The following is an 11,844-nucleotide window of genomic DNA, read 5'->3' on the forward strand; positions in this document are numbered from 1 at the left end:
AGAATGCCAAGAAGGCTGCGGCGGAAGACGCGGAGCACTGAGCCCCGCTGAGGAACGCAGATAACGAAAGTGGCGGCCACCCCTTAGTTGGGGTGGCCGCCACTTTCGTTATCAGTCGCTGGTTGCGGATCGCTTGGTTGCGGATCCCTTACCGCGAAGTACTACTCGGGTCGTCCGACGGTGATCGGAATACCCGTGCCGGGTGTGGGCGGCTCGTAGGAGTCGTCAAAGGGCAGGTAGTCCATGTCCAGCAGCGGGTTCTCATCCTGCGTTGCTACCAGTTCACGTGCCTCTTCCTCCGTGGCGACGCTAGGCATGGAGCCGGGAAGCGGTTTCTGAGAAGATTCACGCAGGAAGTAGACACCCACGGCACCGATGGCAGAGGTCAGCATGAGGTAGTAAGCCGGCATCATGTCATTGCCGGTGAGGGTGATCAAACCCTTCATGATGAAGGGTGCCGTGCCGCCAAATATTGCCACCGCAAAATTGTAGGAGATACCCATTCCGCCATACCGGCTGGAGGTTGGAAACAGCGCCGGAAGAGAGGAGGCAAGGTTGGAGACGTAGAAAGTCACGGGGAACGCGATCAGCGCCAGTCCCAGCATTGTGGACCAAATGGGGCCAAGGCCGATGAGTATGAAGGCTGGCGTGGCCAGCACTACTGTGCTTATGGCACCCACCCACAGCACCGGACGGCGCCCAACTTTATCGGAAAGACGGCCGGTCAACGGTATGCACAGGGCCATGATGACCAAGATGGGGATGGTCAGCAGTGTTCCATGGACGGGATCGTAGCCCTTAGATTCGGTGAGATACGTGGGCATATAGGACGTCAGCGCGTAACCGGCAGTGTTGGCTGCGGCCACAAGAATCATGGCCAGCAAGACCTGGCGCCAGAAGACCTTGACCAAGTGAACGGGACCGCTTGACGTGCTTTCGTCGCCAGCAGCGGCAGATTTGGAATTCTCCTCGTTGGCGTCAAGCGTAGCTTGGAACTGGGGGGATTCTTCGATTTTCATACGGAAATACACGGCAACAATGCCAAGCGGACCCGCGACCAAGAACGGTATGCGCCAACCCCACTGTTCCATCGCGGGTTGGCCCAATGTCAGCTGCATGACAGAGACGAGAGCTGCACCGATGGCGAAGCCCATGTAGCTTCCTAGATCCAGAATGCTGGCAAAATATCCGCGTCGTTTATCCGGCGCGTATTCGCTGACGAACGTGGTGGCACCGGCGTATTCACCACCTGTGGAAAAGCCCTGGACGAGCTTAACCACCACAAGGAGGACGGCTGCCCAGATGCCGATCTGCGCGTATCCGGGCAGAAGTCCGACGGCGAACGTGGAGGCTGCCATGATCAGCAGTGTGGTGGCCAGCACTTTCTGGCGACCAATCTTGTCACCAAGCCAGCCGAAAACAAGGCCGCCGAGTGGCCGCGCCAAGAATGTTGCGGCGAAGGTTCCCAAGAGGAACAGGGTCTGGACATCAGGGTCTGCATCGGGGAGGAACACCGGCCCCATGGTGCCGATCAGGTAACCAAATACTCCGACGTCGTACCATTCCATGGTGTTACCCACCACGGTGCCGCTAAGGGCCTTTTTGAGCATTGAGGCGTTGACGACATTCACGTGGCCGACATCAAGGCGGCGTTTCTTAAGTTTGGGTAAACGAGGTTTTTTAGACCGGGTTTGCTTACGGTCGCCGGTGTCCTTAACACCAGGTTCCGGTTGAGTCATGCTTCGGTCTGTGGGCATTTGTTCATCCCCTTAAGGAGGTCATTTGCTTGCGACTTTCTGCTGCATCGCTTTGGGCAGACCACCAATTCTAGCAGATGGGCCATTTTGTACCCTTTTGATAGGGCTTGTCAAGCATGCAAAATACTGGGGTAAACGCCGAAAAATGCCTACATGTCGGGCTCCTTGCTGTGGTGGCTAGGCGTCATGGTCCGTTTCGAGGATTCGGGCAAGGGCTGTTAGAGCATCGTCGGCGTCGGGGCCGTCGGCGCGCAGAACAACCACGTCGCCATGCTCGGCACCAAGGCTCATAAGGGCGAGCATGCTTGAAGCATCCAAGGCCTCTTGGGCGGACTCTCCCTGCCGTGAAATACTGACCTCTATCCCTAGTTCCGCGGCTGCTTCAGCAAAGATCGATGCGGGCCGGGCATGTAGACCAACGCGGCTGGCAATGGTTGCGGTGCGTTCACTCATTACGTGCTCCTTTTAGTGTTGTTTTTTAGTTTTAGAGGCCAAGTTCGGTCAGGATGGGCAGTGCTTCCCGAACCAGCGCACGCGCGGCCAGCGCCGATTTCGCCCCTAGCGCCTGATGGGCAAGCTGACGGGCTTCTTGCGAGGTGACGGAGCGCAGTACGCAACTCACGGCGGGGATGGCGCGCGCCGCCATGGACAAACTGGAGACCCCCAGTCCTGCAAGGACGACGGCGAGGGCAGGGTCTGCCGCAGCCTCGCCACAGACGCTGACGGGTTTGGCTGCGGGAGCTTCTTTAGCCGAGCCACCGGAATGCTTAGCTTGAGCAGCGGCGCCTTCAACGGTGGCTTGAACGAGTGCCAGCACTGCGGGCTGCCAGGGATCGTTGAGCGAAGCCAATGCTCCGAGCTGACGGTCAGCTGCCATCGTGTATTGAGTAAGGTCGTTGGTTCCGAGGCTCGCGAATTCCACGTGGTCCAGAAGATGCCGGGATGTGAGTGCAGCGGAGGGTATCTCCACCATGACGCCCGGAGTGGAGAGTCCTGCGGCTGCGCATAGAGCAGCGAAAGTGGCAGCTTCCTGCGCTGTGGCGATCATGGGGGCCATGACCCAAACAATTGCGTTGGACTGCGTAGCGGCATCGGCAATAGCTGCCAATTGACGGGCCAGCACACCGGGGGATGTGGTGTCAGTGCGGTAGCCGCGAACGCCAAGGGCGGGGTTGGGTTCTGTGGAGTCGGTCAAAAATGGCAGAGGCTTATCGGCACCGGCATCGAGGGTGCGAATCACAACTTTCTTGCCGGGAAAGGCATCCAGGACCCCTTTGTAGGCGGCCACTTGTTCATCGTGTCCGGGCTCTGTGTCACGGCCCAAGAAGCAGAACTCGGTCCGCAGCAAGCCCACGCCCTGGGCGTTGGCGCCAGCCGCAGCCGCTGCATCGGCTGTACCGCCCACGTTAGCCAGCAGGTCAAGGAGAGTGCCGTCGGCAAGGCGGCCAACGCCGTCGAACGTGCCGAGTGCAGACGCCTGTTCCTGCCACTTCTTAGCGGCGGCGAGCTCGGCCGTGCCGGGGTGTGAGGTCACGCGCCCGGTCCCCCCGTCCACAAAAACCAGCTCGTGTTCGGTCAAGGCAAGCACGCCGGTCGCCGCCACCACCGCTGGGAGCCCAAGATTGCGGGCAATGATGGCTGTGTGCGACTGCGGTCCACCGCTGGCCGTAACAAGGGCGATGACCTTGGCGGGGTCCAAAGTAGCCGTGTCGGCAGGGGCCAGGTCCTCGGCCACCAAGATGAAAGGAACATCAGAGTCCGGGATGACTGGAGGCTGGACGCCGCGCAGTTCAGCCACAATACGTGAACGGACGTCCAAGACGTCGTGGGCGCGCTCTGCCATGTAGCCACCCAGATCGGCGAGCATTGCCGCGACGTTGTTTCCGGCGTCCCAGATAGCTCGCTGGGCGGAGGAGCCTTCATTGATCAGCTTCACGGCGGCCTTGATCAGCGTCGGATCTGTTGCCATCAGCGCGGTGGCGCTTAGAACAGCTTTGCCATCGCCGCTGGCCCTAGAAGCCCTGGCGTCCAGCTCAGTCTTGACCTGGGCCGCGGCATACTTCAGACTCGCAACGGCGTCCGCGGCCGACGTCGTACCTGCTAATTGTTCACCGGCGGGAGGTGCGTTCAAGACCGGCGGCATGATCAGCACCGGGCCAACCACACGTCCCGGGGTGACTCCGACTCCAACAAAGCTCTGCATAACGGTTCCTTTGAAAGTCACTGTTCTAGCTGTTCTGGGAAACTAGTTGCTGTGCTGCCAGCGTAGCAACGGGCTTGCGGAGCGCCCAACGTTTAAGGGCTATTACGGCCAGCGCCGCCACCACGGTGCCAACTATGATGGCTAGGGTGAACATGGCCAGATTGCCGATCGCGAAGAAGACAAAAAATCCGCCATGGGGTGCCTGCGAGGTGACATGGAAGGCCATGGTCAACGCGCCCGTGACAGCACCGCCGAGCATTGAGGCAGGTATGACGCGCAGAGGATCTGCGGCGGCGAAAGGGATAGCGCCTTCGGTTATGAACGAAGCACCCAGAAACCATGCTGCCTTGCCGTTTTCACGTTCTGCCAAAGAGAAGCGCTTCTTATCCAGCGCCGTGGCCAATGCCATGGCGAACGGAGGGACCATCCCGGCGGCCATAACGGTTGCCATGATTTCCCAAGGCGCTTGGTTGAGGGCCGTACCCGCGCTCAACCCAGCAACGGCAAATGCGTACGCGACCTTGTTGACTGGCCCGCCCAAGTCGAAGCACATCATCAGGCCCAGGATAATGCCCAGTACTATCGCGGAGGCTCCGCTCATGCCTGTCAGCCAGTGGTTCAAAGCGTTGGACAGCGCTGCGATGGGGCTGCCCAGAATGAGCAGCATGGCACCGGAAGCGATGATCGAACCGAGTAGGGGGATGATGACAACAGGCATCAGGCCCCGCAGAACCCTTGGCACTCGCCAAGTGCCAATCCAGTAAGCAGCGAGCCCCGCCAGGATGCCGCCCACCAGTCCGCCAAGGAATCCGGCCCCCATGAAGACTGCGATAGCACCTGCCGTGAAGCCGGGGGCGATACCGGGACGGTCCGCGATGCCAAAGGCGATGTAGCCAGCCAGCGCCGGGACCAAAAAGCCCATGGACAGGGAGCCGATGGTGAATGCCACGGCGCCTAGGTAGATTGCCAGTCCGCCATCTGGCAGGTTCCACAGGCTGTTGTGAAGGACCACGTCGCTGGCAATGTCGGTGATCTTGTAGCCTCCAAAGAGGAAGCCAAGAGCAATCAGCAAACCACCGCCGGCCACGAACGGGATCATGTAGCTAACGCCCGTCAATAGCACCTTCTTAACTTTGATGCCCAAATGCTCAGTGGAGGCATCGGAGGAATTCACGCCCGACTGCGCTGCAGATCCGTTGCTGCCCAAATGCGGCACTCTCGCAGCGTGGGGGTCCGTGGCCGCAGCCAGGGCCTCTGCGATCATGGCGGCCGGCTCATCAATGCCTCTTTTGACGGGGGAGTTGATGACGGGCTTTGAGGCGAAGCGCTCTTTGCCACGCACATCCACGTCGACGGCGAAGATCACCGCATCCGCAGCTGCGATGACAGCCGGATCCAGCGGTGTCACCGCCCCTGAACCCTGCGTTTCAACCTGCAGATCGACGCCGGCGGCCCGGGCCGCCTCCATGAGTGAATCGGCGGCCATGTACGTGTGAGCGATTCCCGTGGGGCAAGCCGTCACTGCAACGAGGTGTTTCATTGTGGATGGTGTGTTGACGGCGGTGGGCGCATCCGCTGCGGACCTATCCGCTGCTGGCGCAGGCTTGTCAGCGAGTGCGCCTTCGACAAGAGCTACGATCTGCGCTGGCGTCGACGCGGTACGGAGCGCTGCGGTGAAGTCCTTCTTGATGAGGGAGCGGGCCAGTGTGGATAGCAATTTCAGGTGCTCATTGTCTGCTCCGTCAGGTGCGGCGATGAAGAAGATAATGTCAGCCGGGCCATCTTTGGCGCCAAAGTCGACGGCCGGGTTCAATCGGGCCATGGCAAGCGTTGGCTCCACCACTGACTGGGAACGGCAGTGTGGGATGGCAATGCCGCCGGGCACGCCCGTGGCGGTCTTGTTCTCCCGGGCCAGCGCGTCAGCGAACAAGGCATCAACGCTCGTTGCGCGGCCCGTAGCTGCGATCACGGTGGCAAGGTGTCTTATGACGGAGGAGGTGTCATCGCCTAAGTTGGCGTCCAGCACCACCAAATCGGTATTGATCAGGGTTGTCATCTTAGTTTTCCTTGATGCGGGTTAGGGCCGTTACGACGACGGCGTGGGGGTGGATCTGGTGCGCGGTGGGAACCTGTGTTCCCGGGAGGGACGCTGCGGCGCCTCCATGCGCCGCTGCTTGTTGCAGGCACTGCGCAGGAGAGTCCCCTCTAAGGGCGGCAAGTAGGTACCCGGCAAGCGCGCAGTCACCGGCGCCGACGGTGCTCTTGGCGAGAATGGCAGGGCCCTTAGCGAGCCACGTACCATAGGCGGTGACGAGCACCGCGCCCTGGGATCCCAGCGTGGCCAGGACGGCGCCCACCCCTTGGTCCACCAATGTCTGCGCGGCACTTGCCGCTAGCTCGGGATTGGCCTCAAGCGAGATAGCGTCGCCGATGCCTGTCAGCTCTGCCAGTTCCTCAGCATTGGGCTTGAGCAGATCCGGGGCGGCGGCTAGGACGGCAGCGAGGGGGGCACCTGAAGAGTCCACGGCTATTCGGGGTGCTGCGGTGCCAAATGCCTGACGAACGGCGGTGACAGAGCGGGCGTACAGATCAACTGGTGCCCCCGGCGGCAAGGAACCGGCCAGGACGAGCCAGGCTGCGCCGTCGGACTGGGAAACAGTGAGTTCTAGTAGCGCTGTCACCTGGGCAGGTGTGAGTTCGGGGCCAGGTTCGTTGACTTTGGTGGTGGTTCCGTCGGGCTCGGTGATGGCGACGTTGCTGCGAAGGGGGCCGCCGATCGGCAGGGAAAGATGTGGGATGCGTTCTTTCCGGAGGGCCGTTATGACGGGGTCTCCGGGGTCTCCGGGAAGCAGGGCCAAGGCATCTATGTCAGAGGCACAGAGCGCCCGGACGATGTTCACGCCTTTGCCGCCGGGATGTGCGGACGTGGCAGCGGCACGTTGGACTTCTCCGCGTTCTAGCCGGCCCGCGAGCTCGATGGTCCGGTCAAGACTGGGATTGGGAGTCAAAGTGAGGATCATGCCAGCACAACCTCAACTCCGGCGGCTTCCAAGGCCGAGCCCAGATCGGGGGAGGGCTCCGTTGTGGTGATCAACGTGTCCACCTCCTCGAGAGTGGCAAAGCGGACAAGGGTTTCCACACCGAGCTTGGATCCGTCAGCGAGAATGACTACCCGGCGGGCGGCGTGGACCATCGCGGACTTGGTGGCTGCCTCTACGGGATCCGGAGTACTCAGGCCAAATCCTGCGTGGATGCCGTTGGCCCCGATGAAAGCGATGTCTGGACGCAGGCCTCCGAGTTGTTCGGTGGCGCGAGCGCCGACCACGGCACTGGTCAGTCCGCGGACTCGACCGCCCAGAATGTCCAGCAAGAGGTGCGTGTTGGTCCCCAGGGATGCGGCGATGGGTAAGGAATTGGTGATGACCAGGAGCTCGTCACCGTCCTGCTCGGCAGTCCAGTGAGCAAGCTGTTGGGCTAAGGCGGCCGTGGTACTTCCGGAGTCGAGAAGGATGGATACGGTTTGTGCGGCGGGGATTAGCGTCATTGCTGCGTTGGCGATCCGCAGCTTCTCCTCTAACCGCTGTCCTTCCCGCTCGATCAGGCTCGCTTCAGAACGGCTGAGCTTGTCCAGGGCAACTGCACCGCCATGGACTCGGCGCAGTGTCCGCGACTCCTCGAGAGCGGCGAGGTCGCGACGGATGGTTTCTTGTGTGACGGAAAAGAGGTCTGCCAGTTCGTTGACGCCTACGCGGCCTTGAACCACGACGCGTTCGGCGATGAGTTGGTGGCGTTCTTCTGCAAACACGAGTATCCCTTTTCCTTCATTGCCACACCCTTCGCTGATGGGTGACGAGCATCACAACATGTTGTTTAATTTGACCTTATCTGTGTTTATCTTTCTTTGTCAAGACATAACAACACAAACGCAGAAATTGTGTGGTGCCGAGGGCGCACTGGTAGTGAGCAAATTCTGGCTGTGGGCATTCGGCTTGTGCCAGACTGGCTAGATGGAAGCCGTTGAGTGGTCTCGTCCTGAATCAGAACGTGAAGGTACGCCGCTGCTGCTGATGCTGCACGGATACGGGTCAAGTGAAAAGCGCATGTCAAGCGTATTTGATGCGATGCCCAAAGGTTTTACGTGTGCAGCGCCCCGGGCGTCGAGAGAGATTTCGGGGGACTTTGGGTGGTTTTTGCTCGACTATTTCTTGGACAACGATTTCTCCGAGGTGGTCGCTGCTGCCAGTGGACTTTTCGCCTGGCTGGATGCGGCCATGGATCGGCATAAATTCAGTTCCGTCTCCGTGCTGGGATTCTCCCAAGGCATGGCCATGGCGACGACACTACTGCGGTTGCGCCCCGAAGGGTTTATTGCCGGAGTTGGGCTATCCGGATTCGTACTGGACAACCATCGACTAGGCGCCATGGAGCCGCTGCCTACGCGCATCCCTTTCCTATGGGCCAAAGACCCGGCAGATCTTGTTATCAATGCCGATGCCACAACGTTCACGGCCGACTGGCTCGAATCGAACACGGACCTGAGTAGCGTCAGCTATAACGGGCTGGGGCACAATATTAGTTTCACCGAGCTGCGCGACGTGGCGTCCTTTCTTACCGGCCACGTACCAGGTTCATTTGTTGCGGACGCCGGTTAGTGGAAAGTCAAACAGCCGAGTTGCCGGTTACGCTGGTAGCCAGCCAATCTTGAGGGGATCACATGGTGCGTAAAGATGTGGAAATGATGGGGCGCAGCTACGGGGACGATGTCCAGTCCGGACGTGCAGGCCGCGTTAAGAAGCGCAACCCGGCGGTCGGTCTCGCCGCGACGGCTGCGTTTGATGACAAAGGTAAGCCCCGGCCGGCTGTTCACAGCATGCTCCTGAAAGCGGTTGAGGTCCAGCGCCCCTTAGTGCTGGCAAATCTGAGACGACTTCGCAAAAAATACCCGCACGCAACGGCGTTTGAATTGAGCCAGCGCTTGGAACGCGATTTCCTCAACGGGGTGGGCACGGGAGGCGCCGCGATTGGTGCCACGGCCATTATCCCGGGAGTGGGAACTGTGGCGGCATTGTCCATTTCAGCGGCAGCAACTGTGGTTTTCTTGGAGGCAACAGCACTTTACGCGCAGTCCGTCGCTGAACTTCACGGGGTTCGGTTGGCTGATCCTGAGCGCGCGCAGCTCACGGTGATGGCCGTCATTTTAGGTGACGAAGGTACGGCTATGCTGGCGGGCTTGACCGGGCATGCCCTAGGTAACGGCAGGACACCCATGCAGGCCTGGGGCAATACCGTGAGTAAAAGTATGCCCATTTCTGCCGTGAAAACTGTGGCGGGAACTATGCAAAAGAAATTCCTGAAGAAGGTGGCGGTCAAGGGTGGGGCCTCGGTCATCGGCAAGGCCCTGCCTTTTGGAATTGGCGCTGCCGTCGGTGGTGCGGGTAATTACATGATGGGCAAGGCGGTCATCAAGTCCGCACACCGCGCTTTTGGCCCTGCTCCTATTGCGATCCCTGCAGCACTCATGAGTGAACTTGACGCCCCCAAGACCAAGAAGATTAAGCCTGCTAAGAACTGACCCGCAAAAGATGCATTGGAAAGCGATTTCCCGACCCTAAATTGAGCATCTTTTGCGGGTCAGTTGGGGGATCCCAGTGTCCGGTCAGTGGAAAATGAATGTGGCGACGGCGAAGATAGCCAGCCCAGCCAGCGAACCCACGACGGTGCCGTTGATGCGGATGAACTGCAAGTCCTTGCCCACCTGAAGTTCAATCTTCTCGCTCGTCTCCACAGCGTCCCAACGCTCCACAGTATCCGTGATGATGGAGGCGATCTCATGCTTGTAGGTTCGGACCAAATACGATGCCGCGTCGGAGATCCAGGCATTGGCCTTTTGCGCCAGTTCCACATCTCCGGCCAGGCGCCCACCAAAGTCTTGGATTGCGGCCGTGAACTTCCGCCGCAGTTCGCTCTCGGGATCGTCGACGGCGGTGAAAACGGCTGTCTTGATGGCCTCCCATGAGCGGCCCGCCAGCTCACGGACCTCAGGGTCACCTAGCACCTGGGTCTTGATGGATTCGGCTTTGGCGATCATGGCGGGGTCATGTTGTAGTTCTTGGGCCAGATCCTTGAGGTAGTTATCCAACTGGATCCGAAGCTCGTGGTGGGGATCGTCCTGAACGGCGCGGGCGAACTTATGCAGTTCGGTGTAAATTTTGTCTCCCACCAAACCGTCGACGAATTGCGGCACCCAACTAGGCGATCGTTCAGTGACAAGACCGGCAACGGTGTCATGATTTGACTCGATCCAATCCGTGGACCGGTCGACGAGCAAGTCCACGAGCGCATGATGATGTCCTTCTGCAAACAAGCGCTCCGTGACCTTTCCGATGGGAGGGCCCCAGGGCGGATCCACCAGATGCTTGCGGACCATTGATTCAATCACGTCGCGGACGTCGTCGTCATTCAAAATAGTGATGGCTCCGCGCAACGCTGCGGCACCCTCCGTAGCAACACGCTGGGCGCTGGCCGGCTTGGAGAGCCAGGCGCCGACTTTTTGGGCAATCTGCGCCGAGGCGAGTTTGTCCGCCACTACGGTCTCGGAGAGGAAGTTGGTTTCCACAAACTCACCCAGCGAAGCCCCAATTTCATCCTTGCGGTTAGGGATGATTGCAGTGTGTGGGATCTTGATTCCCATGGGGTATTTGAAGAGTGCTGTGACGGCAAACCAGTCAGCCAACGCGCCTACCATGCCACCCTCGGCGCCGGCCCTGACATAATCCAGCCAGGGGAAACGTGGTTGAAGTGCAAACGCGAAACAAAAAATGACGGCCATGGCAATGAGTAAACCCAGTGCAATGTTCTTCATGCGCGCAAGTGCCTGTGCTTTGGCCACATCCGAGGGTGAGGCCGTGGGCTTCGTCGGAGCGGGGAGCATGCCAGAAGGTTGTGTTGGTGCCATGGTGCAAGCGTAGCGTGGTGCCATGCCAGTGAAAATTTATGCCCATCGCGGCTCCAGTGCGCGTTTTGCCGAGCACACAAGGGCCGCGTACGTGCAGGCCCTGGCCGACGGCGCAGACGGGGTTGAGTGTGACCTCCAGCTAAGTGCCGACGGGGTGTTGGTGTTGGTTCACGACGAGGAGGTGGACCGAACTTCCAATGGCACCGGAAAGGTGGCCGGCCTAACTCTGGCACAGCTAAAGTCTTTGGACTTTAGTTCGTGGAAGGGCGCGCAGATTCCGGCAGAATCTGGCGGTGTGGGCGAGCAATTCCTCACTCTTTCGGAATTGATAGATATTTTGGCCAGCGCAACCCGGCCGATTGGATTGGCCATTGAACTCAAATATGGGGCAGTTTTTGACCCGGCTCTGGTCGACGCCACGCTGGCTGCTCTCGCTTCGCGCGGCTGGTCCGCGCAGACTTCCACGCTGGAGAACGTGCGCGTTTCCTTTATGAGCTTTCACCCCGAAGCTGTGGCGTACTTGGCCCAACAGATCCCGGCGGAGAGGCTGTGTCAACTGCTGGAAGACGAAAGAGTGAGTACGCAACCGGCGTCTGGCGGCCCCGCCGAGCACGAGTTGTTGGCGCTCCTGCGGATGGCTAGGGAGGTGGCGGAGAAACTGCTGGACGACGGGCTTGCTCACATTGTCGGCCCCAGCGTCGAATATGTGCGTGCGAACCAAAAGAACATCGCCCGCTGGAGGGCTGCAGGGCACACCTTCCGGGTCTGGACGGTGGACTCGGGGGCAGATTTAGAGTTATGCCTGGCTACCGGCATGGAGGAGGTAACCACCAACCGACCCGCAGACATCAAGGCCCTCTTGGCTGATGCTTGAGTAGGTGAGAGCACGGCAGCCTTTCACCATGAACCCATACTCATGTGATTGCATG

At 60.0% G+C, this 11,844-nt stretch carries 10 protein-coding genes; 3 read left to right on the top strand and 7 right to left on the bottom strand.

The window, feature by feature from the left end; all coding sequences use genetic code 11:
- Window positions 1-161: 161 nt before the first annotated feature.
- From LOH53_RS03795 to LOH53_RS03820, 6 genes are all read right to left on the bottom strand, one after another.
- Entirely contained in the window at window positions 162-1,757 is a 1,596-nt protein-coding gene (locus tag LOH53_RS03795) for an MFS transporter (protein ID WP_376991414.1), read from the bottom strand.
- Window positions 1,758-1,934: 177 nt separating this feature from the next.
- Entirely contained in the window at window positions 1,935-2,210 is a 276-nt protein-coding gene (locus tag LOH53_RS03800; protein ID WP_230066404.1) for an HPr family phosphocarrier protein, read from the bottom strand.
- 31 nt (window positions 2,211-2,241) lie between these two features.
- A complete protein-coding gene (gene ptsP / locus LOH53_RS03805; protein ID WP_230066405.1) occupies window positions 2,242-3,960 on the bottom strand; it encodes a phosphoenolpyruvate--protein phosphotransferase in 1,719 nt (572 codons plus the stop codon).
- Between the two features lie 25 nt (window positions 3,961-3,985).
- On the bottom strand, window positions 3,986-6,016 hold the full coding sequence (locus LOH53_RS03810; protein WP_230066406.1) for a PTS fructose transporter subunit IIABC: 2,031 nt from the start codon (window positions 6,014-6,016) through the stop codon (window positions 3,986-3,988).
- A 1-nt stretch (window position 6,017) separates the two neighbouring features.
- Window positions 6,018-6,980 carry a 1-phosphofructokinase family hexose kinase gene (locus LOH53_RS03815; RefSeq protein WP_230066407.1) on the bottom strand — a complete coding sequence of 321 codons (963 nt, stop codon included), beginning with the start codon at window positions 6,978-6,980 and terminating at the stop codon, window positions 6,018-6,020.
- Window positions 6,977-7,765 (bottom strand): DeoR/GlpR family DNA-binding transcription regulator, encoded by a 789-nt coding sequence (locus LOH53_RS03820; RefSeq protein WP_230066408.1) that lies wholly within the window; start codon window positions 7,763-7,765, stop codon window positions 6,977-6,979. Before LOH53_RS03820 ends, LOH53_RS03815 begins: the two co-directional genes overlap by 4 nt.
- A 202-nt stretch (window positions 7,766-7,967) precedes the next feature.
- Between LOH53_RS03820 and LOH53_RS03825 the strand changes: the two genes are divergently transcribed.
- Together LOH53_RS03825 and LOH53_RS03830 are read left to right on the top strand one after the other, a co-directional pair.
- The gene (locus LOH53_RS03825; protein ID WP_230066409.1) at window positions 7,968-8,612 is read left to right on the top strand and encodes an alpha/beta hydrolase; all 645 of its coding nucleotides are present in this window, start codon (window positions 7,968-7,970) and stop codon (window positions 8,610-8,612) included.
- Between the two features lie 62 nt (window positions 8,613-8,674).
- A complete protein-coding gene (locus LOH53_RS03830; RefSeq protein ID WP_230066410.1) occupies window positions 8,675-9,532 on the top strand; it encodes a hypothetical protein in 858 nt (285 codons plus the stop codon).
- Window positions 9,533-9,616: 84 nt separating this feature from the next.
- Here the strand turns inward: LOH53_RS03830 and LOH53_RS03835 are convergent, their stop codons facing one another.
- Window positions 9,617-10,915, bottom strand: coding sequence for a DUF445 domain-containing protein (locus LOH53_RS03835; protein ID WP_376991418.1), 1,299 nt, complete (start codon window positions 10,913-10,915; stop codon window positions 9,617-9,619).
- A gap of 22 nt (window positions 10,916-10,937) precedes the next feature.
- Between LOH53_RS03835 and LOH53_RS03840 the strand changes: the two genes are divergently transcribed.
- A complete protein-coding gene (locus tag LOH53_RS03840; protein ID WP_230066411.1) occupies window positions 10,938-11,789 on the top strand; it encodes a glycerophosphodiester phosphodiesterase in 852 nt (283 codons plus the stop codon).
- The last annotated feature ends 55 nt before the right edge of the window (window positions 11,790-11,844 follow it).

Origin of the sequence: Arthrobacter cryoconiti, from assembly GCF_020905375.1 — a bacterium.
GTDB classification, from domain to species: domain Bacteria; phylum Actinomycetota; class Actinomycetes; order Actinomycetales; family Micrococcaceae; genus Specibacter; species Specibacter cryoconiti.